Here is a 25,268-nt window from a genome sequence, read left to right as displayed (position 1 = left end):
CGCGATTTCGCTCACGCGGGGGCGGGCAGGGCGGACAGCGCGAGGGTCGTCTCGTTCTTCAGGGCCTCGGACTCGGAGAGGGGCCCCTGCGTCAGGAGTGAGGCCCGGGCGGCCTGGAGGGCGGGGGCGGGGAGGGCCGCTATGCGGGCGGCCAGGGCCTGCGCCGTGCGCAGGGCTTCGCCGGGTGGGGTGAGGGTGGTCAGCAGGCCCCAGTCCGCGGCTTCCCGGGCCGGGATGCGGCGGGCGGTCAGGAGGGCGTCCAGGGCGCGGGCCGGGCCGACCAGGCGGGGGAGCCGGACGGTTGCGCCGTCCAGGGACGGGAGGCCGTGCTCGAAGTTGAGCAGGCCGAACTCGGCGGTCTCCGACGCCACGCGGAGGTCGCACCACAGGGCCAGTTCGAAGCCGCCGCCGAAGCAGTGGCCCTCGATCGCCGCGATCACCGGCTTGGACGGGCGGGCGCGCGTGACCGCCATCGGGGGCGGGCCGTCGGCGGTCGGGACGGGGAAGTCGCCCGCGGCCATCGCCTTCAGATCGTTGCCCGCGCAGAAGGCGCCGCCGGCGCCGGTCAGGACGGCGACCTCCGCGTCGCCTTCCTCGAAGTCGCGGACGGCGCCGGCCAGCCGCAGGGCGGTCGGCCCGTCGACCGCGTTGCGGCGGGACGGGCGGTCGAGGGTGATGACGTGGACGGGTCCACGGCGTTCGGTGCGCACGGTCACGAAGCGGCTCCCTGTCTGGATCGGCCGTCATAGTAGATAGATCGATCTAGTGAGAGCAAGGGCTAGGGTGTCCGCATGACGCGCGACACACGGACCCGGCTGCTGGAGGCGAGCGCCCAGCTGTTCCGCGAGCAGGGGTACGCCGGGACGGGGCTCAAGCAGATCACCGCGGCGGGCGAGGCGCCCTGGGGGTCGCTGTACCACTTCTTCCCGGGCGGGAAGGAGCAGCTCGGAGCCGAGGCCGTGCGGCATTCGGGCGATCGGTACCTGCGCTTGTTCGATCTCGTGTTCGCGCGGGCCGGCCAGGACCCGGGGCGTGCGGTGCTCGACATGTTCCGGCTGAGCGCGGAGGCGCTGGAGAGGTCGGCGTGGGGCGACGGGTGCCCGATCGCGACCGTGGCGCTGGAGGTCGCCAGCACGAGCGAACCGCTCCGGCACGCGTGCGCGGAGGTGTTCGCGTCGTGGGAGCTCTCCCTCGCGCGGAGGCTGGCCGGGGCCGGCATCGCGGAGGGGCGCGCGAAGGATCTGGCCACCTACGTGCTGAGCGCCTTCGAGGGATCGCTCGCGCTCAGCCGGACGGCGCACGACGTCCGGGCGCTGGAGGTGACCGCGGAGGTGGTGGCCGGGACGCTGCGGGCCGAGCTCGGCCGGGGCGCGCGGCACTGAATGATCGCGGACGGGGCCGCGTGAAGCGTGGTGATGTGCCAGGCTTGTACAGCCGATTTCCGTCCCGAGGAGAATGTCCGTGCCGCACGCCGACCTGCCGGAGCGCATCGGCCCCTACCGGGTCGTCGACCGTGTCGGCGAGGGCGGCATGGGGACGGTGTACGCGGGGCTGGACGCGTCCGGGCGCAAGGTCGCCCTGAAGGTGATCCGGCGGGAGTACGCGGCCGACCGGCAGTACCGCGCGCGGTTCGAGGCGGAGGTCGCGGCGGCGAAGCGGGTGCGCCCGTTCTGCACGGCGCCGGTCCTGGACGCCGATCCCGGCGCGGACCCGCCCTACCTGGTGACCGAGTTCGTCAACGGCCCCAGCCTGGACGACGCCGTGGTGAAGGAGGGGCCGCTGCGCGGCGCCGACCTGGAGGCCGTCGCGGTCGGCATCGCGACCGCGCTGACCGCCATCCACGCCGCGGGCGTGGTGCACCGCGACCTGAAGCCCGCCAACGTGCTGCTGTCCACGTTCGGGCCGCGCGTCATCGACTTCGGCATCTCCCGCTCGCTGGACGGGACGCGCCTCACCGCGACCGGCGGCATCGTCGGCACGCCCGCGTTCATGGCCCCCGAGCAGCTGGACGGGCGCGGCGCCTCCCCGGCGTCCGACGTGTTCGCCTGGGGCGCGACCGTGGCCTTCGCGGCGCGCGGCGGGCCGTGCTTCGCCGGCAACTCGCTGCCGGCCGTCATCCACCGGATCATCAGCGGCGAACCCGACCTGGGCGGGCTCGACGGCATGCTGCTCAAGGCCGTCCGGGCGGCGCTGGCCAAGGACCCGGCGCGGCGGCCGTCCGCCCAGTCGCTGCTGGACGGCCTCATCTCCAGCGGCGTCCGGCAGCCCGCGCCGTCCACGCAGGACATCCAGGCGCCCGGCCGGCACCGCGCCGAGACCGCCTCGGTCCGCGGCCGGGACCGCACCGAGGCGCCCGGGACGCAGGCGCCGGGGATCGCTCCGGCGCTCGCCGCGGGGGAGGCGGCGGCGCTGGTCGAGGGGCAGTACCGGCAGGCCGCGCAGGCGGGCGACCCGGCCGCGATGCGCAACCTCGCCGTCCTGCTCGGCGGGCAGGGGCGGACCGCCGAGGCGGAGAGCTGGAACCGCTACGCCGACGCGATCGACGCCCGCCCGGCCGCCTACCAGCAGCCGGCCGGCTACCAGCAGTCCACGGGCTACCAGCAGCCCACCGGATACCAGCAGATGGCCGGGTACCAGACGGGCTACCAGGGGCACCCCACGCAGGCGCCCCACCACTACCCGGCCGCGGGCCATCCGCACGCCAAGCCGCCGATGAACAGCCTCGCGATCTACGCGGTGTCCATGGGCGCGGTGGGGCTGATCACGTGCGGGCTGCCGTCCATCCCCGCGATCGTCGCCGGGCACATGGCCTGGGTGCGGCTGCGGCGCTCCGGCGAGCGCGGCCTCGGGCTCGCGGTCACGGGGATCGCGCTCGGCTGGATCATGGTCGCGTTCTGGGCCCTGGTCGCGTTCGGCGCGGCCCTGCCGAACGAGAACTGAGCGGAAAACCCGTTGCCGCGGCCGTGCCGCCGGTGGCACCGTTGACGACGTCAGCCCGTCCGAGACAGGGACGGTGACACGAGACGCGCGAGAGGAGGACCGGCCATGGCTCTGGAGCAGTATCGACTCCGACTGCCCTCGGCGTCGCACGCCCGCCCCGGCCGGTATCCCGTCTCCTAGAGGCCCCGGCCGAGCCGCCGCGAGCGACGCCCGTCCTCGCGAGTTCCCCGCGGCTCTACTCCAACAGGCAGAGAGGCCACTCTCAGGAAGTGGACGTTCCGGGTTCGAATCCCGGGAGCCGCACGCACGCCTCCGTAGTCCAACGGCAGAGACGGCAGCATGAGGTGCTGTGCGCTGGGGGTTCGAATCCCTCCGGAGGCACGGCGCGGGCCCGCGGCCCGCGCGAGGGGCGGCGCCGACGTTCGGAGAGTCGGGCCTGGCTGTAAACCAGGTGTCGCTGACTGAGCGGGTTCGAATCCCGCCCGCCCCACCCGGGACGAGCACGGCGGGCGTTGCGCGCGCCCTACTTCTGAACTAATGTCTGGACACGTGTCCGGAAAACCCGAACCCATGACCGAGCCCACCCGGCGCCGCCTCACCGAGCGGCAGGCCGACACGGTGCGGCGGCTGACCGACGCCGCCGTGGTGGAGGTCGGCGAGACCGGCTACGAGGGCCTGACCGTCCGCAACGTGGCCCGCCGCGCCGGCGTGGCGCCCGCGACCGCCTACACCTACTTCGCCTCCAAGAACCACCTCATCACCGAGGTGTTCTGGCGGCGGCTCAGCGCCCTGCCCCCGGTCGAGGCGGACGGGACGCTGCGCGAACGCGTGGTGGGGACGCTCCGCGAGATCGCGCTGCTGGTGTCGGACGAGCCGGACCTCGCGGCGGCGTGCACCACCGCGCTGCTCGGCACCGACCCCGACGTCCGCGAACTGCGGATGCGGATCGGGTACGCGATCCGCGAACGGCTCCGCGCGGCGCTGCGCGAGCACGACGACCCCAAGATCCTCGGTGCGCTGGAACTGGCCTACACCGGCGCGCTCCTGTACGCGGGCATGGGCTACACGTCCTACGCCCGCATGGCCGACCGGCTCGCCGAGATGGCGGAGCTCATCCTGCCCGAACCCCCCGAGTGAGGTGACGGCCGTGGACCCTGCCGCGCAGGTCTCCTACAGCCCCTTCGACTACGCCGTCCACGAGGACCCCTACCCCCTCTACGCGCGCCTCCGCGAGGAGGCGCCCCTCTACCGCAACGACGAGATCGGCTTCTGGGCGCTGACCCGGCACGCCGACGTCTCCGCGGCCTTCCGCGACCACGCGACCTTCTCCAACTCCCACGGCGTCTCGGTGGAACCGAGCGCCTGGGGCCCGCACGCGCCCCGGACGATGTCGTTCCTCGCGCTCGACCCGCCGCGCCACACCCGCATGCGCGCCCTGGTGTCCAAAGGCTTCACGCCGCGGCGGGTCAAGGAACTGGGCGACGGCATCCTGGCGCTCACCCGGCGGTATCTGGAGCCGGCCCTGGAGAAGGGCGGGTTCGACTTCGTCTCCGAGTTCGCCGGCCTGCTGCCCATGGACGTCATCTCGGAGATGATGGGCGTCCCCGAGGCCGACCGGGCCGAGGTGCGCCGGCTCGCGGACACGGTCGTCCACCGGGAGGAGGGCCTGAACGACGTCCCGCCCGCCGGGATGGACGCGGCCCTCACCCTCGCCGGCTACTACCAGGACATGGTCGCCGAGCGGCGCCGCAGGCCCGCCGGCGACCTGACCTCCGCCCTCCTCGACGCCGAGATCGACGGCGACCGGCTGGACGACGAGGAGGTCATCGCGTTCCTGTTCCTGATGGTGGTCGCCGGGAACGAGACCACCACCAAGCTGCTCGCCAACGCCCTCTACTGGGGGTCGCGCAACCCGGACCAGGCCGCCAAGCCCCTCCGCGACCCGGCCCGGGTGGACGACTGGGTGGAGGAGACGCTCCGCTACGACACCTCCAGCCAGATGCTCGCCAGGAAGGTCGTGCGGGACGTCGAGCTGCACGGCCGGCGCGTCCGCGAGGGCGACCGCGTGCTCCTGCTCGTCGGATCGGCCAACCGCGACCCGCGCGTGTTCGCCGACGCCGACGCCTACGACCTCGACCGCGACACCTCCCAGCTCGTCAGCTTCGGCGGCGGCCGGCACTTCTGCCTCGGCGCGAACCTGGCGCGGCTGGAGGCGCGCATCGCGCTGACCGAGTTCGTGCGCCGCGTCCCCGCCTACGAGGTCGACCACGACGGCGCCGAGCGCGTGCACTCGGTGAACGTCCGCGGCTTCGCCGCCCTGCCCGTGCGCGTGGAGGTGCGCTGATGCCCAGGTTCGACCCCCATCCGCAGCGCCGCGCGGCCGTGGTGACCGGCGCCTCGTCCGGGATCGGCGCGGCGACGGCGACGGCGCTGGCGATGGCCGGGCACCCGGTCGCGCTCGGCGCGCGGCGCGCCGACCGGTGCGAGGAGCTGGCGGCGACCGTCCGGGCCGGCGGGGGCGAGGCGTTCGCGCACCCGCTCGACGTCGCCGACTCCGACTCGGTCAAGGCGTTCGCCGCGGCCGCCGCCGACGCGCTCGGACCCGTCGAGGTCGTCGTCTCCAGCGCCGGCGACCTGTCCGCCGGGCGCCTGCACGAGCTCGACACCGCAGAGTTCCTCGCGCAGGTGCAGGTCCACCTCGTCGGCGCGCACCGGCTCGTGTCGCAGTTCGTCCCGGGGATGGTGGCGCGGCGGCGCGGCGACATCGTGTTCGTCTCCTCCGACACCGTCCCCGCGCCGCGCTCCTGGACGGGCGCCTACGTCGCGGCCAAGAACGGCGTGGAGGGGATGGCCCGCACCATGCAGATGGAGCTGGAGGGGACGGGCGTGCGGGCGTCCATCGTCCGGCCCGGGCCCACCGCGACCGGCATGGGCATGAGCTGGGACGCGGAGACCACCGGCGCCGTCCTGGAGGACTGGGCCAGGTGGGGCCACGCCCGCCACCCCTACTTCCTGCGCCCGTCCGACGTCGCCGCCGCCGTCGCCGCGATCGTCGCGGCCCCGCGCGGCGCCCATCTCCGGCTCGTCGAAGTCCAGCCCGAGGCACCGTTGGAGGAGTCGTGACCGCACTGGTGGAGCCGCGCGTCGTGTCGGGCGGGCCCGACCACCTGGAGGAGCTGCGCTCGGACCCGATCGGGCTGATGCGGCGGGTCCGGGACGAGTGCGGCGACGTCGGCGAGTTCCGCCTCGCCGGGCGCCGCGTCGTGCTGCTGTCGGGCGCGGAGGCCAACGAGTTCTTCTTCCGCGCCCCCGACGAGGAGCTGGACCAGGCCGAGGCGTACCCGTTCATGACGCCGATCTTCGGCGAGGGCGTGGTGTTCGACGCCACCCCGGAGCAGCGCCGCGAGGCACTGCACAACCAGGCGCTCAAGGGCTCGTTCATGAAGGGCCACGCCGCGACGATCTCCGCGGAGGTCGACCGGATGGTCGCCGGCTGGGGCGAGGAGGGCGAGATCGACCTGCTCGACTTCTTCGCCGAGCTGACGATCTACACCTCGTCCGCGTGCCTGATCGGGCGCAAGTTCCGCGAGCAGCTCGACCGCCGGTTCGCCGACCTGTACCACGACCTCGAACGCGGCACCGACGCGATCGCCTACGTCGCCCCCCACGCCGACATCGACAGCTTCCGGCGGCGCGACGCGGCGCGCGCGGCGCTGGTGGAGCTCGTCCAGCAGATCATGGACTCGCGGCCCCCGGACCCGCCCCGGCAGGACCGCGACCTGCTCGACGTGCTGATGTCGATCAAGGACGGGGACGGCACGCTCAAGTTCGACGCCGACCAGGTCACCGGCATGTTCATCTCGATGATGTTCGCCGGGCACCACACCACGTCCGGCACCGCCGCCTGGACGCTCATCGAGCTGCTCCGCCATCCGGGCGTCCTGGACGGCGTGGTCCGCGAGCTGGACGAGCTGTACGACGACGGCCGCGAGGTGTCGTTCCAGGCGCTGCGCGCCATCCCGAACCTGGAGTCGGCGATCAAGGAGGCGCTGCGGCTGCATCCGCCGCTGATCCTGCTGCTGCGGGTCGCGCAGTCCGACCAGGAGGTGGTCGGGCACCGCATCCCGGCGGGCACGATGGTCGGCTGCGGCCTCGCCGTCTCCAACCGGATCGAGGCCGACTTCCCCGACGCCGACGTCTTCCACCCCGAGCGCTACGCCGCTCCGCGCGAAGAGGACGTGCTCCACCGCTGGACGTGGGTGCCGTTCGGCGCCGGCCGGCACCGCTGCGTCGGCGCGAACTTCGCGATGATGCAGCTCAAGGCCATCTTCTCGGTCCTGCTGCGGGACTGGGAGTTCGAGCCCGCGCAGCCGCCCGAGAGCTACCGCGACGACCACTCGAAGATGGTGGTCCAGCTCGCCCAGCCCTGCGCCGTCCGCTACCGCCGGAGGCGCCGGTGAGGATCGAGGCCGACCTGGACCTGTGCCAGGGACACGCCATGTGCGAGCTGGAGGCCCCCGACGTCTTCGAGGTGCCGCCCAAGGGCAGGGTCCGCGTCCTGGACGCCGAGCCGCCCGAGGACATGCGCGCCGGGGTGGCCTCCGCCGTCCGCTACTGCCCCACCCAGGCCCTCAAACTGCTGGAGTCGTGATGCCCGCGTTCCCCCGTGAAGAGCTCGACGCGATGGTCGAGCACTGGCTGGAGGCCAACCGCCGCTGCGAGGAGGCCGGCGACTGGCGCCCGCTCGCCGACCTCTACACCGAGGACGCCACCTACGGCTGGAACATCGGCCCCGACCAGGACTTCATGGCCGTCGGCCGGGACGAGATCCGCGACATCGCGCTCGGTTCGGAGATGGGCGGCCTGGACGGCTGGACCTACCCGTACCAGAGCATCCTGGTCGACGAGCGCAAGGGCGGGGTCGTCGGGTTCTGGAAGCAGGTCGCCGACGCGCGCCGCCCCGACGGGACGCCCTACGAGGTGCTCGGCATCGGCGGGTCCTGGTTCCGGTACGCGGGGGACCGGCGGTGGTCGTGGCAGCGCGACTGGTTCGACCTCGGCAACGTCACGTCGGTGTTCGTCGAGATGATGAAGGCCGGGGTCCTGTCGGACGGGATGAGGCGGCGGCTGGAGCGGGCCGCGTCCGGGGAGCCGATCCCCGGCTACTACCCGCGGGGGGAGAGCCCGGTCCCGATCTGGTGACCGGGTCCCGGCGGCCAGGCCCGTTGATCAGGCTCGGTCGATCAGATCTGGCCCTCGGGCTTCGCGGGGATCGTCGCCTTGATCGAAGGCCCCAGCTCGATCAGCACGTCCCCGGCCGGGTTGTACTTCGGGGGCACCGTCACCTCGACGTAGGCCTGGCGCGCCACCGCGGTGAAGGTCACCGGCCGGTCGGCGGGCTGCCCGAACCAGTCGATCCCGTTGATGGTCACCAGCTCCGACGTCTGGCGGAGCGCCGCGGGACGGGGGACGCCGCAGCGCAGCGCGATCGCGGGGGAGCCCCAGGCGGCGGTCAGCGGCGAGTCCGGGGAGGTGTCGCGGCGCTTCTGCCCGTGCACCTTCTCGGGCAGCCGCAGCCCCTGGCAGAGCCGCTGGGTCGCCGCGTCCGGGCCCGGCACCGGGACCTGCACGGCGCCGTCCCCGCACGCCGCGGCGAGCAGTGCGATGCCGCCGAGGACGGCCAGGAAGCGATTCGACGCCGCGGAGCGCTCAGATGTGGACGATCGGGCACGTGAGGGTCCGCGTGATGCCCTCGACGGCCTGGATCTGCGCGACGACGAGCTTGCCCAGCTCGTCCACATTCCGCGCCTCCGCTCGGACGATCACGTCGTAGGGTCCGGTGACGTCCTCCGCCCGGGTCACGCCGGTGATGCCGGTGATGTGGCCCGCCACATCGGCTGCCTTACCGACTTCGGTCTGGATGAGGATGTAGGCCTGCACCATCACGTCCTCCCCAAGCGGAGAATCAACCGTCGGACGGTTCACCGTATCGTGTTACGCGCCGCCACGGGCGGTCGGGGTACGGCGTGCCCGGTGTGAACCGGGAGAAACGCGAGAAATCGGGGGAACGGCGCAGATGGGCACGATCGGCGAGCTGGGCGAGTTCGGCCTGATCGGCCGTCTGACCCGGCGGCTGCCCCAGGGCCCGGCCGTCCGGCTCGGCCCCGGCGACGACGCCGCGGTGATCGCCGCGCCGGACGGCCGCGTCGTCGCCACCACCGACCTGCTCGTGGAGGGGCGCCACTTCCGCCTCGACTGGTCCGGCCCCTACGACATCGGGCGCAAGGCCGCCGCGCAGAACCTCGCCGACGTCGTCGCGATGGGCGCGAGCCCCACGGCGCTGCTCGTCGGCTTCGCGGCCCCGCCCGGGACCCGCGCCGGATGGGCCGAGCGGCTCTACGACGGGCTCGCCGACGAGTGCCGCGCGGCGGGCGCGTCCGTCGCGGGCGGCGACGTCGTGGCCGCGCCGCAGATCACTCTCGCGATCACCGCCCTCGGCGACCTCGGCGGGGCGGCGCCGCTCACCCGCTCCGGGGCGCGCCCGGGGGACGTCGTCGCCGTCCGCGGCAGGCTCGGCTTCGCCGCCGCGGGGCTCGCGCTGCTGGAGGCCGGGCGGGACGCTCCCGAGGAGCTGATCGCGGCGCACCGCCGTCCCGAGCCGCCCTACACCGCCGGGGAGGAGGCGCGGACCCACGGCGCCACCGCGCTGCTCGACGTGAGCGACGGGCTCGTCCAGGACCTCGGGCACATCGCCCGCGCGAGCGGCGTCCGGATCGACGTCGACTCCGCGCGCCTGCCCGTCCCGGAGATCCTCGGGCCGGACGGTCCGGCCCTCGCGCTCACCGGCGGCGAGGACCACGCGTTCGCCGGGACCTACCCGGCGGACGCCGTCCTGCCCCCGTCCTGGACACGGATCGGGACCGTCGCCGAGGGGACCGGAGTGCGCGTGGACGGGCGCCGCCCGCCCCCCGGAGCATGGGATCATTTCCCAGCCTGAACGCCCCGGCGCCCTCGACGCGTACGGCCGTGTGTGTTGACACATCCAGTAGGCATGCTTGGGACGGGTTTGGTATACATCCTGTGATCGAAGAAGGATGGGATGGGACGACACTCCAGGCTTGAGCAACCGGACGACGACCCCGTACCGGGCGCCGAAGCGTCGCGAGGGCCGTACTTCGGGGCTCCTGTCGACCCCTCCTACGACGTGTTCTCCGGGCCGACCGACGACCGGGTGTACGTCTCGCCGCATGACCAGGTCAGGCCGGGGCCGCCGCCCGCGCGGACGGACCCGGTCGCCGAGCGCCGGGACGACCCGCAGGCGGACCCCCACCGGTTCGCCCCGCTCCCCTGGGACTATCCCGGCGACTACCCGGGCGCCCCCGCGGCGGCGCCGTTCCCCGAGCAGCCGCGCGGGCTGCCGCCCGAGCCCGGCGACACTCACAGTGAGCCCGAGCCGGGGACGGACGACTCCGCCAAGAGCGGCTGGACGAGGATCGTCTCGATGCTGCCCCTCCCGCTGCTCCCGATCGTCGCGCTCGTCATCGCCGTGGGGATCGTCTCCTACGCGCTGAGCACCCAGCAGATCTCCCTCAACTTCGCGGGCGGCGCCCCGAAGACGTCCCAGACCGACCCGCGCGACAACCAGATCACCCAGCGCGGCCCCGGCGGGCGCGCCAGCCGCGGCGCGGGCCGCCCCGACGGCCTCGTCGTCGGCTTCCGCGTCGCCTCCCGCACCCCCGGCGGGTTCAAGGCCACCGCCACGATCGCCAACAAGGGGCAGCGCCCCGTCACCGCGTGGGCGCTCGCCTTCAAGATCACGAACGCCCCGGTCACGGCCGTGCAGGGCGCCACCGTCGTGCGGACCGGGCGGGTCGCCTTCGTCCGCGGCCGCACCGCGATCGCGCCCGGCGGCACCGTGCGGATCGTGTTCGCCGCGCAGGGCGCCCCGTCCCGGCCGTCCGCCTGCATCCTCAACAAGCTGCCCTGCACGCTGGTCTGAGCTCGGACGCCTCCGGCGGATCGCCGCTTCCACAGATCACCATAAAATGGGCGGTATGACGCGCACTGCCTCCGCCCCGCCCCTCGTGCTCACCATCGCGGGCTCGGACTCCGGCGGCGGCGCCGGCATCCAGGCGGACCTGAAGACCATGCTCGCGCTCGGCGTCCACGGGATGAGCGTCGTCGCCGCCGTCACCGCGCAGAACTCCCTCGGCGTCCAGGGCTACTGGGAACTGCCGCCCGAGGCCGTGCGCGCCCAGATCGACTCGGTCCTGTCCGACATCGGCGTCCACGCGATCAAGACCGGCATGCTCGCGTCCGGCGCCCTGGTCGAGATCGTCGCCGAGGCGCTCGCGGCGTCCGGCGCCCCCGCCGTCGTCGACCCGGTCGGCGTCTCCAAGCACGGCGACCCGCTGCTCGCCCCGGAGGCCGTGGACGCCGTCCGCGCGGCGCTGCTGCCCGCCGCGACCGTCGTCACGCCCAACCTGTACGAGGTGGAGCAGCTCACCGGCGTCAAGGTCGTGGACGAGTCCGGGCTGCGCGAGGCCGCCGAGGCGGTCAAGGCCCTCGGCCCCGCCTGGGTGCTGATCAAGGGCGGGCACCTGCCGGGCGAGCCCGCCGACCTGCTGTTCGACGGGGAGCGCGAGCACCGCTTCACCGCGCCCCGGCACGACAACCGGCACACCCACGGGACCGGCTGCACGCTCGCGTCCGCCATCGCCTCGCACCTGGCGCTCGGCGACGACGTCCCGGCCGCGGTGGCGAAGGCGAAGGAGTACGTGACGGGCGCGATCGCGGCGGGCTTCCCCCTCGGCGCGGGCATCGGCCCCGTCGACCACGCCTGGCGGCACCGCCTCTGACCACCGCCGGCGCGACGCGCGGCCCGCGGCACGACGGCCGGGCGGCGCCGGCCGGGCTCGGGGGCCGCTGCGGCATCGGGCGGGAATGCGAAAGCCGGCCCACCGGGGATTCCGATGAGCCGACTGAGGCGGTGCGGTGGGCCGTCCCGCAGGGGCGGCCCGGGAAGGCTCAGACCGTCGGCTTGACGACCTTGCCGGCCTTGATGCAGGACGTGCAGGCGTTGATCCGCTTGGTGCTGCCGTTCACGACGGCGCGCACGCGCTGGATGTTGGGGTTCCAGCGGCGCGGGGTGCGGCGGTGCGAGTGGGACACGCGCATGCCGAAACCGGGTCCCTTGCCGCAGACGTCGCAGACGGAAGCCACGGGAAACTCCAAGTGGTGTCGATGCTCTGATCGGAGCGCCACCCGGCTGCCGCCTCGGGCGGGCCGGGCATCATGGGCGCTCACTGATGAGCGCCACGAACGTGGCGCGTGGACCAGACTAGCCGACAGCCCGTCGGGTTAGCGAATCGGCGGCGCCGCGACCGGCGGCGCGGAAGGGAGCACGGTGGCCCTCGATGATGCGGCGGTCCTCGGCGGCGCGGCGGTGCGGCGGTGGTGCAGGCTCGCGGCGGAGGCCCTCGGACGGACGAGGGCCGAGATCGACGCGCTCAACGTGTTCCCCGTCCCGGACGGCGACACCGGCACCAACCTTCACCTGACCGTCATCGCGGCGGCCGACGCCCTGGACGGTCCGCCGGGCGGCGCGGACCCGTGGCGGACCCTCGCGCAGGGGGCCCTGCTCGGCGCCCGGGGCAACTCCGGCGTGATCCTCAGCCAGGTGTTCCGGGGCCTCGCCGACGTCCTCGGCCCGCTGGAGGCGCCGCCGGACGGCGCGGCCTTCGCGTCCGCCCTGGACCACGCGTCCGTCCTGGCCCGCGGCGCCGTCGAGCATCCCGTCGAGGGCACGATCCTGAGCGTCCTCGCCGAGGCCGCCGCGGCCTGCGCGGCGGCCCCCGGAACCGGGCTCCCCGAGGCCGCGCGGGCCGCCGCCGCGGGCGCCCGGCGGGCGCTGCGCCGCACCACCGGGCAGCTGGACGTGCTGGCCCGCTCCGGTGTCGTGGACGCCGGAGCGGCCGGACTCTGCGTGGTGCTCGACGCCCTCGTCGCCGTGATCACCGACGAGTACCCCGAGCGGTACGACGTCCCGCCCCGCGCCGCCGGGGCGCCCGCGCCCTCCGCTCCGTTCCCGGCGCCGCAGGGCTTCGGCTACGAGGTGATGTACCTCCTGGACGCGCCCGACGACGCGGTCCACACGCTGCGGGAGCGGCTCGACGGCCTCGGCGACTCCCTCGTCGTGGTCGGCGGCGACGGGCTGTGGAACGTCCACGTCCATGTCGACGACGCCGGGGCGGCCGTCGAGGCGGGCATGGGGGCGGGGCGGCCGCACCGGATCCGCGTCACCTACCTGCACGCCGTTGAAGGCGGGCCGCGCACGCCGCACACCGGCCGCGCGGTGATCGCCGTCACCGCCGCCGACGGGCTGGCCGCGCTGTTCGAGGAGAGCGGCGCGCGGGTCGTGCGGCGCGAGCCCGGCGCCGTCCCGCCGCTCGCGGTGCTCGCGGAGGCCCTCCTCGCCGCGGGCGACGAGGTGACGGTGCTGCCGAACGAGCCGGAGGTCCTCGCCCTCGCCGAGGCCGCCGCAGAGCGCGCGCGGGACGGCGGGGCGCGCATCGCGGTGATCCCGACGAAGGCGTCCGTCCAGGGGATGGCGGCGCTCGCCGTGCACGACCCGCTGCGCCGCTTCGCCGAGGACGTGATCGAGATGACCCGCGCGGCCGGCGCCACCCGCTTCGGCCACCTGGAGGTCGCCGCGCAGGAGGCGGTGACGAGCGCCGGCCTCTGCCGGCCGGGCGACGTCCTCGGCCTGATCGAGGGCGACGTCGCGACGATCGGCGCGGACCTCGCCGCGGTGGCCCGCGACGTCCTGGACCGGATGCTGTCGGGCGGAGGGGAGCTGGTCACGCTGATCCCCGGACGGCACGCCCCGCCCGGTCTCGCCGCCGGCCTGCAGGAGCATCTGCGCCGGCGGCGCCCCGACGTGGAGGCCGGCGTCTACGACGGCGACCAGGAACGCTACCCCCTGCTCATCGGCGTCGAGTGATTCCCGTCGCCCCCATCGGCTAGAAAAGACCCGTGGCAACTCTCGACGAGCCGTTGCGCAAGGTCCTCGGCGACAAGACGGCCAACGCGCTGAAGAAGGGCCTCGACCTGCACACGGTCGGCGACCTGCTGCTCCACTATCCGCGCCGCTACGCCCACCGCGGCGAGCTGACGCAGCTCAGCGGGCTGCAGGACGGCGAGCACGTGACGGTCATGGCCGAGGTCGTGAAGGTGCAGGGCCGCTCCCTCACCCGCAGCCCCGGGTACGTCCTGGAGATCACGGTCACCGACGGGACCGGCGAGCTCAAGCTCAGCTTCTTCGGCCGCAAGGGCTCCTACCGGCCCGAGAAGGAGCTGTCGCCGGGCACCCGCGGCCTGTTCGCCGGGAAGATCAGCACCTACGTGCCCCGCAGCGGCAGGGCCGTCCGGCAGCTGGCCCACCCGCAGTACAAGGTCGTCCAGGAGAAGGCCGAGGAGGCCGCACAGGAGTGGGCGGACGAGATCATCCCGATCTACCCGTCCACCAAGTCGCTGCCCATCGAGGCGATCAGCACGTCCGTCGACACCGTCCTCGACCAGCTCGACCTGCCGGACGACCCCATGCCCGGCGCGCTCCTGGGCCGCCGGCGCCTGATCGGCCTGCGCGAGGCGTACGAGGGCATCCACCGGCCCCGCACCTGGGACGAACTGGGCCGCGCCAAGGCCCGTCTCAAGTGGGACGAGGCCTTCGTCGTCCAGGCGGCCCTGGCCCAGCGCCGCGTCGCCGCCGCGTCGCTGCCCGCCAAGCCCCGCCCCCCGGCCTTCGAGGGCGTCCAGTCGGAGTTCGACGCGCGCCTGCCCTTCGAACTCACCGAGGGCCAGCGGCAGGTGGGCGACGAGATAGCCGCCGACCTGGCCGAGCGCCACCCCATGCACCGCCTCCTCCAAGGCGACGTCGGCGCGGGGAAGACGGTGGTCGCGTTGCGGGCGATGTTGCAGGTGGTGGACGGGGGAGGGCAGGCGGCGCTGCTGGCGCCGACCGAGGTGCTGGCGCAGCAGCACTACCGGTCGATCATCGGGATGCTCGGCGACCTGGCGCAGGCGGGGCAGATCGGCGGCGCCGAGCACGCCACGCGGGTGGCGCTGCTGACCGGGTCGCAGGGGGCGAAGGCGCGCAAGGAGGCGCTGCTGGAGGCGGCGTCCGGCGCGGCCGGGATCGTCGTCGGCACCCACGCGCTGCTCCAGGAGAGCGTCCAGTTCGCCGATCTCGGGCTCGTCGTGGTGGACGAGCAGCACAGGTTCGGCGTCGAGCAGCGGGACGCCCTGCGCGAGAAGGTCGACGGCGGCCGCCCGCACGTGCTGGTCATGACGGCGACGCCGATCCCGCGCACGGTGGCCATGACCGTCTTCGGCGACCTGGAGACCTCGGTCCTCGGGCAGCTTCCGGCGGGGCGGTCGCAGATCCAGACGCACGTCGTGCCGCCCGAGAAGCCCGCGTTCCTCGCCCGCACCTGGGAGCGCATCAAGGAGGAGGCGGCGAACGGCCGGCAGGTCTACATCGTCTGCCCCCGCATCGGCGAGCAGGAGGGCGACGAGGGCGACGCCGTCGTGGACGAGGAGGGCGAGCGCCGGTCCCCGCTCGGGATCATGGAGGTGCTGCCGAAGCTGGAGGAGCTGCTCGACGGGCTGCGCCTCGGCGTCCTGCACGGCAAGCTGCACCCGGACGAGAAGGACGCGGTGATGCGCCGCTTCACCGCGCGGGAGCTCGACGTCCTGCTCGCCACCACGGTCATCGAGGTCGGCGTGGACGTGCCCAACGCCACCGTCATGGTGATCATGGACGCGGACCGGTTCGGCGTCTCCCAGCTCCACCAGCTGCGCGGGCGGGTCGGGCGCGGCTCCCTGCACGGCCTCTGCCTGCTGGTCACCGACGCCGCGCCGGGCGGCAAGGCCCGCGAGCGGCTGGACGCGGTCGCCTCCACCACCGACGGTTTCAAGCTGTCCAGGCTCGACCTGGAGCAGCGCCGCGAGGGCGACGTGCTCGGCGCCGCGCAGGCCGGGCGCTCGTCCAGCCTGCGGCTGCTCACGCTCCAGCGGGACGAGGACGTGATCCGCGACGCCCGCGAGGAGGCCACCGCGCTCGTCGAGGCCGACCCCGACCTGTCGGACCACCCCGGCCTGGCCACCGTTCTCGCCTCCCTGCTGGACGAGGAGCGCGCGGACTTCCTGGAGAAGACATAACAGATATTGCCGACCTATTTGGTTGACAATAGGGTCCGGCCGGGACACGATGAACGCGTGAACCCGAGTCGTGCTCTGATCGCCCGCCTGCACGTCGACCTCCGGCGCCAGGCGAGCGCCCTGTGTTCCCGTCGCTGATCCCGAGCCCCCCGGGCGGGCCCCGCCCGCCTCCGGATCCGACGGCCCACCAGGAGGCCACGCCCATGACTCGCACCATCCGGCTCGACCAGGCGGAGGAGTTCCTCCGCGACCCCGACCCCGCGACCCGGGCCGCGGCCCTCACGGCGCTCACCAGGGCGGCCCGCGCGGGAGAGGCGCCCCGCGGCACCGGCGACACCTTCGCCTGGGCGCTCGCCGACGACCACGAGGACGTCCGCCGCGTCGCCGCCGACGCGCTGCGCGACCTGCCCGAGCTCTACTTCGGAGACGACGGCGTCGACGCCCTGCTCCTCGCCGCCGCCCGCGGCCGCGACACCGCCGTCCGCGACACCGCCGCCGACCTCATCGGCATCCTCGCCGCGGGCGCCGGCGAGCTGTACGCCCGGGGCTTCGAGGACGACGAGCCCCACGTCCGTATCCAGGCCGTCCTCGGCCTGATCGCGCTGCGCGAGACCGCCCGCGTCGCCGAGGCCGCCGACGACCCGTCCCGCGAGGTCCGCGTCGCCGTCGCCGAGGGCCTCGCCCGCCTCGCCCGCCCCTCCGGCCTCCCCGCGCTCGAACACCTCCTCACCGACCACGACCCCGTCGTCCGCCTCGCCGCCCTCGCCGCCCTCGCCGCCGCCGCCGACCTCGGCATCCCCGAACCCCTCGAAGGACGCGTCGTCACCGCGATCGCCCACGCCAACTGGCAGGTCCGCTGCCACGCCGTCCGCGCCCTGGCCAAGGCCCGCCCCGAAGTCGCCGTCCGCCCCCTGATCAAGGCCCTCCACGACCGCACGGTCGACGTCCGCCGGGCAGCCGTCCAGGCCCTCGAACAGTGGGCCGCCGACATCCCCGAGGTGGTGACCGCCCTGACCGAAACCCTCGCCGACCCCGACCCGGGAGTCCGAACCCAAGCCCGCTGGAGTTTGGCGTGATATTGCCTTTTTCTCCTCCTTCGGGCCTGGCGGCCCTGCTGTGCCTATCGCAGTGCTCTCCTCCTTCGGGCCCGGGGGCCCTCCATCGTCGAACACTGCAGCGATCGCTGGCATCGCTTCGACTCGCCTGGCGGCTCGCTGCGCGATCAGATCCTTGCTCCGCTCGGATCTGCCTTCGGACGCGATCGCGGCCCCAGGTTGTCGCGTGGTGCGCCGGTGGCTGAGGTCGTTGCAGCAGTGGGTCGCACGGCTCGCCTGGCGGCTCGCTAGGCGGTCGGGTTCTCGCTTTGCTCGAACCGGCCTTCGATCGCAACCAGGGAGGTCGTCGTTGCGGAGTGGCGACGGAGGTCGTGGCATTGGGCTTGCTTGACTCGCCTGGTGGCTTGCTGGGAGGTGGGGTTCTCGCGTTCGCTTGAACAGCGGTCGCGAGTGTGGATGTGGCCGGTCCCCTCGGTCCAAAGCTGGTACCGGCCGCGAGCGGGTCGTCAGCGTGGCACGGCGCTGGCGACCCGCTGTATTTATTTGCCCTTTTCTCCTCCTTCGGGCCTTGGCGGCCCTCCATCGTCGAAAAACGCGGCGATCGCTGGCATCGCTCCGGCTCGCCTAAAGGCTCGCTGCGCGATCAGGTTCTCGCTTCGCTTGAACCTGCCTTCGGACGCGATCGCGGCCCCCAGGTACTCGCGTGGTGCGGCGGTGGCTGAGCTTGTTGCGGTAGTGAGTTTCTGCTCTTTTGCATGGCTCGCCGGCAGCTTGCTGGGCGATCAAGCTGGCGTAGTAGACGGCTGAGCGAGTTAGCCGTGTTTGCTCGTGATCGAGCCGGGGCTGCGAGGGCTGGGGGCGGAGGTAGTGCGATGGGTGCTCCTCGGCGGGCCGATACTGGGGCGATGAGTCGGGTTATTGCGGGGGTGGCTGGGGGGCGGCGGTTGGTCGTGCCGGCGGGGCGGGATACCAGGCCGACCAGTGATCGTGCGCGGGAGGGGCTCTTCTCCACGGTGCTCGCCCTGCTCGGGCCGTTGGACGGGCTGCGTGTCGCCGATCTTTACGCGGGGTCGGGGGCCGTTGGGCTTGAGGCTCTGTCGCGGGGGGCCGTCCATGCGCTGCTGGTCGAGTCGCATCCGCGGGCGATGAAGGTGATCCGGCAGAACGTCGGGGCGCTCGGGCTGCCCGGTGCCGTTCCCTGCGCCGACAAGGTGGAGCGGCTCGTCCGCAAGGCGCCGGACGAGCCCTACGACCTGATCTTCGCCGACCCGCCGTACGCGCTGGCGGACGCCTCCGTGAGCGCCCTGCTGGAGGACCTGCGCGACAACGGGTGGGCGTCCCCGGACGCGCTGGTCGTCGTGGAGCGCGCCGCCCGCGGCCCGGCGCTGGAGTGGCCGGGCGGCTACGAGGCCGAGCGGGAGCGGCGCTACGGCGAGGCGGTCTTCTGGTACGGCCGCGCCGACGGCCGTTGACAGTCCGGCGGTTCGGGTAGAGGCATCCGCATGAAGCCCGGGATCGACCGCGCGGTGGCACGCATGTGGGTGATCACCCTGCTCCTGATCCTCGCGCTCCTGGTGAACGTCACCTACGTGCAGGGCTTCCAGGCGCAGGAACTGCGGGACGACCCCCTCAACGCCCGTCAGTTCGAGGACCGCTTCAAGATCGATCGCGGGCCGATCGTCGCGCGCGGCGAGCGGCTCGCCTGGTCCGAGCAGGTCGGCGACGACCGCTTCCAGCGCCGCTACAAGGACGGCGCCGCCTTCGCGCCGGTCACCGGCTACTTCTCGGTGTTCTCCCAGACCGGCCTGGAGGAGGCCGAGAACCACTTCCTGGACGGGACCGACGCCCGGCTCGCCACCTCCGGCCTCGTCGACAAGCTGATCGGCAAGAGGGTCCCCGGCGGCATGGTGGAGTCCACCGTCGATCCCGACGCGCAGCGCGCCGCCTACGAGGCGCTGCGGTCCAGCGGCGCCCGCCGGGGGGCCGCGGTCGTCCTCGACGCGCGCACCGGCGCGATCCTGGTGATGGCCTCCACACCGTCCTACGACCCGAACGACGTGTCGACGCTCGACCGGAAGAAGGCCACGGAGGCGTTCGACCGGCTCGGCGACCAGCCGCGCAAGCCGCTGCTCGACAAGGCCGCCCACGAGGTGTTCCCGCCGGGCTCCACGTTCAAGACGGTGGTCGCCGCGGCGGCGCTGAGGTCCGGCACGAGCGAGGACACGCGCGTCAAGGCCGGGCGCGGCTACAGGCCGCCGGGCGCCGGGCAGGCGATCAACAACGACGCGGGCGACATCGGCGGTTCCTGCGACCTGTCGCAGATTCCTCTCATCGAGGCGTACGCGCAGTCCTGCAACACCACGTTCGCCTACATGGGCGCCCAGGAACCGGGCAACGACGCCGTCGGCGCGCAGGCGGGCAGGTTCGGGTTCGGCGACCGGATCGAGTTCGCCGACGGCCTGAAGAGCGCCCCCAGTTCCTTCCCGGCGACCGACCAGCCGTCGCTCAGCGCGCTCGGATCCATCGGGCAGGGCAGCACGGTCGCCTCGCCGCTGCAGATGGCCATGGTCGCCGCCGCGGTCCTCAACGACGGGGAGGTCATGCGGCCGCGGCTGGTCGAGAGGCTGCGCGCCCCGGACGGCTCGACGGTCGACAAGATCTCGTCCCGGCGGATGTCCCGCGCGCTGACCGGGGACCAGGCGAAGCAGATGCGGGACATGATGGAGGCCGTGGTCGAGCGGGGCACCGGCAAGTCCCTGCGGGGGACGTCCGTCCTCGGCGGCAAGACCGGGACCGCCGACGTCGAGGGCGCCTCCTACAACGACCGCTGGTTCATCGGGTTCGGGCCGCGCGGCGATCCGAGGTACGCGGTCGCGGTGATGACCGAGGCGTCCGGGTACGGCATCGAGTCCGGTCCCGTCGCCGCGCGGATCGTCGACGCGCTGGGCGGCTGAGACGGGCCCGCCGAGCCCGGTGGGAACCCGGCCGAATGCGATTTGGTACGTTCACGCCGCAGGTCAGAAACCGGGACCGAAGGGGTTCGCGCCGTGCGCCGTGTCGTCTGTCCGGGATCGTTCGACCCCGTCACCAACGGGCATCTCGACATCATCAGCCGCGCCTCCCGCCTCTACGACGAGGTGGTCGTCGCCGTGCTGATCAACAAGAGCAAGAAGAGCCTGTTCACCGTGGACGAGCGCGCCGACATGATCTCCGAGGTCACCCGGGAGTACGGCAACGTCACGGTCGACACCTTCTACGGGCTCACCGTCGACTACTGCAAGGAGCAGGACATCCCGGTGATCGTCCGGGGGCTGCGGGCCGTCAGCGACTACGAGTACGAGCTGCAGATGGCCCAGATGAACCACCGGATCGCCGGCGTGGAGACGCTGTTCATGGCGACCAACCCCGAGTACGCGTTCCTGTCGTCCAGCCTGATGAAGGAGGTCGTGAGGTTCGGCGGGGACGTCTCCGGCCTGGTCCCCGACAGCGTCCACGACCGGCTGGTGCAGCGGCTCCGGAAGGACGGCTGACGGGCCTGCCCCTGGTGGACGGGCCGCGAGTTGGGTCAGCGGCCGGTGTTCGGTACCCTTGGTTGTCGGCCATTGCAGACAGCCGCCGTTCGACCATGCCTCACGAAAGCAGGAATCCGCTGACACGCAACGACCCCGGCGCCCCGTTCAAGCTCGACACCCGAGCTCTGAGCAGGCAACCCGGATCGTCGCGGGAGGAGCGCCTGACCGTGCCGGCACCGGAGAACTTCGGCGTCGAGATGGTGGGCGTCCCCGAAGGCGCCGCGATCGAGCTGGACCTCCGGCTCGAGGCGGTCCTCGAGGGGGTGCTCGTCACCGGCACGGCGACGGTCCCCCTCCAGGGGGAGTGCTCCCGCTGCCTCGACCCGATCGCCTCGACCTTCGAGGCGGACTTCCAGGAGCTGTTCGTCTACGACGACACCCGCTCGGGCGGGAACGCCGACGACGACGAGCTCCGCCTGGAGGGCGACCTGATCGACCTCGAACCGGTCCTGCGGGACGCGGTGGTGCTCGCGCTGCCGCTGTCCCCGCTGTGCCGGGACGACTGCCCGGGCCTGTGCCCGGACTGCGGTGCGCGGCTCGCGGACGTCGGGCCGGGCCACCGCCATGACGTCGCCGACCCCCGGTGGGCGGCGCTGCGGGACCTTGCCGGCGACCTGTCGCCGGCAGCCCCCGACCGGGGGAACGGGAGCTCCGGCACCCGTGATTCATCGGATCGAGAAGGAAAGCAGGAGGGCTGACGTGGCCGTCCCGAAGCGGAAGAAGTCGCGCAGCAACACGCGGCACCGGCGTGCGCAGTGGAAGACCGCCGCGCCGAACCTGGTCGAGTGCCCGACGTGCCGCGACCACAAGCTGCCGCACACCGCGTGCGCGACGTGCGGAACCTACGACCGGCGGCAGGTCATCGCCCCGTCGGCCTGAGTCTTCTCGCATCCTGGGGGGCGGATCCGCGCATGCGGCCCGCCCCTCACGGTGCGGAAGGACACGCACCCCGACCACCCGGCGCGTGACGTCGGCGTGGTGACCGGCGCGGAGACTGCGCCCGGAGCCGTGGTGCACGCCGGGATCCAACCGACCGGCGCGCACCTCGTCTTCGCGGACCCACCCCGCCGAGCGTCCTCGCCGTCCCGGCCCCTCGGCCGCGCGCCGCAGAGGCGACCGCGCGCCGCGCGGTACACGGCCTGCGAGGAGGGCCTGTGAGCGCTAAGAAGAGCGAACCCGCGCCGGACCGCGCGGAACTGACCGGCGCGCTCGGCGTCGAAGTGGGCGGCGAGCTGCTCGAACGCGCCCTGACACACCGTTCCTACGCCTACGAGAACGGCGGCCTGCCCACCAACGAGCGCCTGGAGTTCCTCGGCGACTCGGTGCTGGGCCTCGTCGTCACCGACACCCTGTTCCGCGGCCACCCCGACCTCCCCGAGGGGCAGCTCGCCAAGCTCCGGGCCGCCGTGGTCAACATGCGCGCCCTCGCCGGCGTCGCCCGCGGCCTCGGCGTCGGCGCCCACATCCGGCTCGGCCGCGGCGAGGAGGGCACCGGAGGCCGCGACAAGGCCTCGATCCTCGCCGACACGCTGGAGGCGCTGATCGGCGCCGTCTACCTCGACCGGGGCCTGAGCGAGGCGTCCGCCCTGGTGCACCGGCTCTTCGACGGGCTGATCAAGCGGTCGGCGGGGCTCGGCGCCGGCCTGGACTGGAAGACCTCGCTGCAGGAGCTCACCGCCGTCGAGGAGCTCGGCGTCCCCGAGTACCACGTCGCCGAGAGCGGCCCCGACCACCAGAAGACGTTCCGCGCCTCCGTGCGGGTCGGCGGCCAGACCTACGGGTCCGGCGAGGGCCGCAGCAAGAAGGAGGCCGAGCAGCACGCAGCCGAGGCCGCCTGGAACGCCATCCGCGAGTTCGTCGTCCAGCGCGACGCGACCCCGGAGACGGCGGTGGCGCAGGACGAGGACCCGGCCAGGGAGGCCGGGCAGGCGGCGCAGGCCGGTGCCTGAGCTTCCCGAGGTCGAGGTCGTCCGGCGCGGCCTGGAGCGCTGGACGACCGGCCGGACCGTCGCGTCCGCCGAGGTCCTGCACCCGCGATCGGTGCGCCGGCACGCCGAGGGCCCCGCCGACTTCGCCGGGCGGCTCGCCAAGCGCACCATGCTGGCCCCCCGCCGCCGCGGCAAGTACCTGTGGATCCCGCTCCGCTCCGAGGAGGACGGCGCCCCCGGCGAGGCGGTGCTCGCGCACCTCGGCATGAGCGGGCAGCTGCTCGTCGGCGAGCCCGGCCGGGAACGCGAGAAGCACCTGCGGGTCCGCGCCGAGTTCGACGACGACGGCCTCGACCTGCGCTTCGTCGACCAGCGGACGTTCGGGCACCTCATGGTCGCCGACCTCGTCCCCGACGTCTTCGACGGGCGGGCGCTCGTCCCCGAGCCGATCGTCCACATCGCCGCCGACCCGCTGGAGGACGCCTTCGACGCGGAGGCCTTCTACCGCGCGCTGCGCCGCCGCAACACCGGGATCAAGCGGGCCCTCCTCGACCAGTCCCTGATCAGCGGGGTCGGCAACATCTACGCCGACGAGGCCCTGTGGCGCGCCAGGCTGCACTGGGCGCGCCCGACCGACACGATGACCCGGGCGGACGCCGCGCGCGTCCTGGAGGCCGCGAGAGAGGTCATGACGGCCGCCCTGGAGGTCGGCGGCACGTCCTTCGACAGCCTCTACGTGAACGTCAACGGCGAGAGCGGCTACTTCGAGCGGTCCCTGGACGCCTACGGGCGGCGCGACGAGCCCTGCCGCCGCTGCGGCTCCCCGATCCGACGCGACGAGTTCATGAACCGCTCGTCCTACAGCTGCCCGGTGTGCCAGCCCCGCCCCAGGCGGGCACGGTACTAGCGGCACCGAGAGGGAGCGATGAACGAGGACGACGAGATCGTGCGGCTCACGGCCTGGGTGCGGGGACGCGTCCAGGGCGTCGGGTTCCGCTGGTGGGTCAGGTCCCGGGCGCTGGAACTGGGTCTCGCCGGCAGCGCCACCAACCTGGCCGACGGCCGCGTCGAGGTCGTGGCCGAGGGCCCGCGCGGCGTCTGCCGCCGGCTTCTGGAGCTGCTGGACGGCGACGTCCCCGGCGGCGTTCCCGGACGTCCCGGCGCTGTGACCGGCGTCGTCGACCGCTGGGGCGCGCCGCGCGGGGAGGCCTCCGGGTTCCGGGAACGCTGACCGGGTAGGGAGTACCGGTTTGTACCTGCTAAACTAGTAGAGGAAGGTTGTTACCGGCCTGTGATGTGCGTCTTGACCAGGACAGCGACCGGTGCGACTCTAGACGGTACGCGCACCGACTTGAGCGGTTTCCTGTGCGCGATCCCTGCTGGTTACTCAGCGTGGAGGACCCTTAGTCATGGCGAAGGCTCTACTCGGCCACGTCGGCGGTCCCGACCCCCGGATGGTCGCGGAGATGCGGCGCCTGCAGCAGCGCGTACGTGACCTGGAGGCCGAGCTCGTACGGCTCCAGGCGGAAAACGACGCGCTTGCGACGGCGACGGACGACGAAGTGATGTCGCTTCCGGTAAAGGAGCGCGAACCCGCGCTCACTTGATTTATTGCTTTTTTCTCCTCTTTCGGGCCTAGCGGCCCTCCATCGTCGATAAAAGCGTGCGACCGCTGGCATCGCTTCGGCTCGCCTGGCGGCTCGCTGCGCGATCAGATTCTTGCTTCGCTCGAATCTGCCTTCGGACGCGATCGCGGCCCCCAGGCCGTCGCGCGGTTGCTGCGTCGGCTGAGGCGGTCGCGATAGTCGGTTGTGGTCTGCTCGGCACGGCGGCTCTCTGTGCTTCCCGCTGCGGGTTCCCCTTGCCCTGAGCGCTGCTCAGCCGTCGAGGCCGTCGCGAGGTGGCCGCCCTTCTCGTCAGGCTCCCGAGCAGTCGTCGAATTCTCCGCATCGTAGGCATTGATGGGGGATCGCCCTCCGCGAGCGATGCGTCGCCGCTCGCCCAACTTGCGCGTACCTGTACCCGCACTCAAACACCGCCGCCCTACGCGCACGAGCGGAGCTGTGTGTGCTTTTAGGCGACCCACAACTACGCCGCGTCGCACCCAGCACGGACCTCCTCAACGGCAATCGCGTCCAGAACCAGGCCCGAACGAGGCGAGACCGCCCGCAAGGCGAGCCCCCCGCAACCCACAACCGCGACGACCTCAGCCACCGCCGCAACCACGCAACGACCTCCATGGTTGCGATCGCGTCCGAAGGCAGGTTCGAGCGGAGCGAGAACCTGATCGCGCAGCGAGCCCTTGGGCGAGTCGGAGCGATGCCAGCGATCGCCCGCGGTGCCCGACGATGGAGGGCCCTCGGGGCCCGAAGGAGGAGAGCACTGCAATAAACACTGCGATCGCGTCCGAAGGCAGGTTCGAGCGGAGCGAGAACCTGATCGCGCAGCGAGCCCTTGGGCGAGTCGGAGCGATGCCAGCGATCGCCCGCTTTTATCGACGATGGAGGGCGCCCAGCGCCCGAAGGAGGAGAAAAAAGCAAGAAAACCAGTAT

At 73.2% G+C, this 25,268-nt stretch carries 28 protein-coding genes and 3 tRNA genes; 27 read left to right on the top strand and 4 right to left on the bottom strand.

Annotated elements, in window-relative coordinates:
- Positions 1–11: 11 nt before the first annotated feature.
- Positions 12–716 carry an enoyl-CoA hydratase-related protein gene (locus ACQEU6_RS17685; protein ID WP_499333235.1) on the bottom strand — a complete coding sequence of 235 codons (705 nt, stop codon included), beginning with the start codon at positions 714–716 and terminating at the stop codon, positions 12–14.
- Between the two features lie 75 nt (positions 717–791).
- On the opposite strand from ACQEU6_RS17685, the gene ACQEU6_RS17680 reads away from it, so the two are divergent.
- From ACQEU6_RS17680 to ACQEU6_RS17630, 11 genes are all read left to right on the top strand, one after another.
- Positions 792–1,382, top strand: a complete 591-nt coding sequence (locus tag ACQEU6_RS17680; RefSeq protein WP_499333233.1) for a TetR/AcrR family transcriptional regulator — start codon at positions 792–794, stop codon at positions 1,380–1,382.
- 79 nt (positions 1,383–1,461) lie between these two features.
- A complete protein-coding gene (locus ACQEU6_RS17675; RefSeq protein WP_499333231.1) occupies positions 1,462–2,940 on the top strand; it encodes a protein kinase domain-containing protein in 1,479 nt (492 codons plus the stop codon).
- Positions 2,941–3,169: 229 nt separating this feature from the next.
- Positions 3,170–3,243, top strand: a tRNA-Leu gene (locus ACQEU6_RS17670).
- Positions 3,244–3,248: 5 nt separating this feature from the next.
- Positions 3,249–3,321, top strand: a tRNA-Leu gene (locus ACQEU6_RS17665).
- A gap of 25 nt (positions 3,322–3,346) precedes the next feature.
- A tRNA-Tyr gene (locus ACQEU6_RS17660) sits at positions 3,347–3,430 on the top strand.
- 80 nt (positions 3,431–3,510) lie between these two features.
- On the top strand, positions 3,511–4,077 hold the full coding sequence (locus ACQEU6_RS17655) for a TetR/AcrR family transcriptional regulator (protein ID WP_258938505.1): 567 nt from the start codon (positions 3,511–3,513) through the stop codon (positions 4,075–4,077).
- A gap of 10 nt (positions 4,078–4,087) precedes the next feature.
- A complete protein-coding gene (locus ACQEU6_RS17650; RefSeq protein ID WP_499333229.1) occupies positions 4,088–5,284 on the top strand; it encodes a cytochrome P450 in 1,197 nt (398 codons plus the stop codon).
- Positions 5,284–6,063 carry an SDR family oxidoreductase gene (locus tag ACQEU6_RS17645; protein ID WP_499333227.1) on the top strand — a complete coding sequence of 260 codons (780 nt, stop codon included), beginning with the start codon at positions 5,284–5,286 and terminating at the stop codon, positions 6,061–6,063. The genes ACQEU6_RS17650 and ACQEU6_RS17645 overlap by 1 nt, the downstream gene beginning before the upstream one ends.
- Positions 6,060–7,400 (top strand): lanosterol 14-alpha demethylase, encoded by a 1,341-nt coding sequence (gene cyp51 / locus ACQEU6_RS17640; RefSeq protein WP_499333223.1) that lies wholly within the window; start codon positions 6,060–6,062, stop codon positions 7,398–7,400. Before ACQEU6_RS17645 ends, cyp51 begins: the two co-directional genes overlap by 4 nt.
- Positions 7,397–7,591, top strand: coding sequence for a ferredoxin (locus ACQEU6_RS17635; RefSeq protein ID WP_499333222.1), 195 nt, complete (start codon positions 7,397–7,399; stop codon positions 7,589–7,591). The genes cyp51 and ACQEU6_RS17635 overlap by 4 nt, the downstream gene beginning before the upstream one ends.
- The gene (locus ACQEU6_RS17630) at positions 7,591–8,142 is read left to right on the top strand and encodes a Cif family virulence factor (protein WP_499333220.1); all 552 of its coding nucleotides are present in this window, start codon (positions 7,591–7,593) and stop codon (positions 8,140–8,142) included. The genes ACQEU6_RS17635 and ACQEU6_RS17630 overlap by 1 nt, the downstream gene beginning before the upstream one ends.
- 41 nt (positions 8,143–8,183) lie before the next feature.
- Here ACQEU6_RS17630 and ACQEU6_RS17625 read toward each other — a convergent pair whose 3' ends face one another.
- Positions 8,184–8,624 carry a DUF3515 domain-containing protein gene (locus ACQEU6_RS17625; protein ID WP_499340232.1) on the bottom strand — a complete coding sequence of 147 codons (441 nt, stop codon included), beginning with the start codon at positions 8,622–8,624 and terminating at the stop codon, positions 8,184–8,186.
- Between the two features lie 25 nt (positions 8,625–8,649).
- Complete coding sequence (locus tag ACQEU6_RS17620) at positions 8,650–8,883, bottom strand: Lrp/AsnC ligand binding domain-containing protein (protein WP_499333218.1); 234 nt, start codon at positions 8,881–8,883, stop codon at positions 8,650–8,652.
- Between the two features lie 133 nt (positions 8,884–9,016).
- On the opposite strand from ACQEU6_RS17620, the gene ACQEU6_RS17615 reads away from it, so the two are divergent.
- The 3 genes from ACQEU6_RS17615 to thiD all read left to right on the top strand — a co-directional run bounded on the left by ACQEU6_RS17615 (position 9,017) and on the right by thiD (position 11,798).
- Complete coding sequence (locus tag ACQEU6_RS17615; protein ID WP_499333216.1) at positions 9,017–9,937, top strand: thiamine-phosphate kinase; 921 nt, start codon at positions 9,017–9,019, stop codon at positions 9,935–9,937.
- A gap of 102 nt (positions 9,938–10,039) precedes the next feature.
- Positions 10,040–10,939, top strand: coding sequence for a cellulose binding domain-containing protein (locus ACQEU6_RS17610; RefSeq protein ID WP_499333214.1), 900 nt, complete (start codon positions 10,040–10,042; stop codon positions 10,937–10,939).
- 46 nt (positions 10,940–10,985) lie between these two features.
- On the top strand, positions 10,986–11,798 hold the full coding sequence (thiD, locus tag ACQEU6_RS17605) for a bifunctional hydroxymethylpyrimidine kinase/phosphomethylpyrimidine kinase (protein ID WP_499333212.1): 813 nt from the start codon (positions 10,986–10,988) through the stop codon (positions 11,796–11,798).
- A gap of 169 nt (positions 11,799–11,967) precedes the next feature.
- Here thiD and rpmB read toward each other — a convergent pair whose 3' ends face one another.
- Positions 11,968–12,162, bottom strand: coding sequence for a 50S ribosomal protein L28 (gene rpmB / locus ACQEU6_RS17600; RefSeq protein WP_030164391.1), 195 nt, complete (start codon positions 12,160–12,162; stop codon positions 11,968–11,970).
- 184 nt (positions 12,163–12,346) lie between these two features.
- Between rpmB and ACQEU6_RS17595 the strand changes: the two genes are divergently transcribed.
- From ACQEU6_RS17595 to ACQEU6_RS17535, 13 genes are all read left to right on the top strand, one after another.
- Positions 12,347–13,942 carry a DAK2 domain-containing protein gene (locus ACQEU6_RS17595; RefSeq protein WP_499333209.1) on the top strand — a complete coding sequence of 532 codons (1,596 nt, stop codon included), beginning with the start codon at positions 12,347–12,349 and terminating at the stop codon, positions 13,940–13,942.
- Positions 13,943–13,974: 32 nt separating this feature from the next.
- Positions 13,975–16,161, top strand: coding sequence for an ATP-dependent DNA helicase RecG (gene recG, locus ACQEU6_RS17590; RefSeq protein WP_499333207.1), 2,187 nt, complete (start codon positions 13,975–13,977; stop codon positions 16,159–16,161).
- Positions 16,162–16,218: 57 nt separating this feature from the next.
- Positions 16,219–16,299, top strand: a complete 81-nt coding sequence (locus ACQEU6_RS17585) for a putative leader peptide (RefSeq protein ID WP_143227168.1) — start codon at positions 16,219–16,221, stop codon at positions 16,297–16,299.
- Between the two features lie 65 nt (positions 16,300–16,364).
- Positions 16,365–17,237: a HEAT repeat domain-containing protein gene (locus ACQEU6_RS17580; protein WP_499333206.1), complete on the top strand. Its 873-nt coding sequence runs from the start codon at positions 16,365–16,367 to the stop codon at positions 17,235–17,237.
- A gap of 884 nt (positions 17,238–18,121) precedes the next feature.
- A complete protein-coding gene (gene rsmD / locus ACQEU6_RS17575; RefSeq protein ID WP_499333205.1) occupies positions 18,122–18,688 on the top strand; it encodes a 16S rRNA (guanine(966)-N(2))-methyltransferase RsmD in 567 nt (188 codons plus the stop codon).
- 30 nt (positions 18,689–18,718) lie between these two features.
- Positions 18,719–20,170, top strand: coding sequence for a penicillin-binding transpeptidase domain-containing protein (locus tag ACQEU6_RS17570; RefSeq protein ID WP_499333204.1), 1,452 nt, complete (start codon positions 18,719–18,721; stop codon positions 20,168–20,170).
- A gap of 93 nt (positions 20,171–20,263) precedes the next feature.
- Entirely contained in the window at positions 20,264–20,746 is a 483-nt protein-coding gene (coaD, locus tag ACQEU6_RS17565) for a pantetheine-phosphate adenylyltransferase (protein ID WP_499333203.1), read from the top strand.
- A 95-nt stretch (positions 20,747–20,841) separates the two neighbouring features.
- Positions 20,842–21,486, top strand: coding sequence for a YceD family protein (locus tag ACQEU6_RS17560; RefSeq protein ID WP_499333201.1), 645 nt, complete (start codon positions 20,842–20,844; stop codon positions 21,484–21,486).
- Between the two features lies 1 nt (position 21,487).
- Entirely contained in the window at positions 21,488–21,667 is a 180-nt protein-coding gene (gene rpmF / locus ACQEU6_RS17555) for a 50S ribosomal protein L32 (protein WP_149257815.1), read from the top strand.
- Between the two features lie 275 nt (positions 21,668–21,942).
- Entirely contained in the window at positions 21,943–22,737 is a 795-nt protein-coding gene (gene rnc / locus ACQEU6_RS17550) for a ribonuclease III (protein WP_499333200.1), read from the top strand.
- Positions 22,730–23,623, top strand: coding sequence for a bifunctional DNA-formamidopyrimidine glycosylase/DNA-(apurinic or apyrimidinic site) lyase (mutM, locus tag ACQEU6_RS17545; RefSeq protein WP_499333198.1), 894 nt, complete (start codon positions 22,730–22,732; stop codon positions 23,621–23,623). The genes rnc and mutM overlap by 8 nt, the downstream gene beginning before the upstream one ends.
- An 18-nt stretch (positions 23,624–23,641) precedes the next feature.
- The gene (locus ACQEU6_RS17540; RefSeq protein ID WP_499333197.1) at positions 23,642–23,947 is read left to right on the top strand and encodes an acylphosphatase; all 306 of its coding nucleotides are present in this window, start codon (positions 23,642–23,644) and stop codon (positions 23,945–23,947) included.
- A 178-nt stretch (positions 23,948–24,125) separates the two neighbouring features.
- Positions 24,126–24,323 carry a hypothetical protein gene (locus ACQEU6_RS17535; protein WP_141577590.1) on the top strand — a complete coding sequence of 66 codons (198 nt, stop codon included), beginning with the start codon at positions 24,126–24,128 and terminating at the stop codon, positions 24,321–24,323.
- Positions 24,324–25,268 lie beyond the last annotated feature (945 nt).

It is taken from the genome of Spirillospora sp. CA-108201, from assembly GCF_050936235.1.
GTDB lineage: Bacteria > Actinomycetota > Actinomycetes > Streptosporangiales > Streptosporangiaceae > Spirillospora.
Note: the sequence above shows the minus strand (reverse complement) of the source record. Positions and strands in the feature narration are given on the sequence as shown.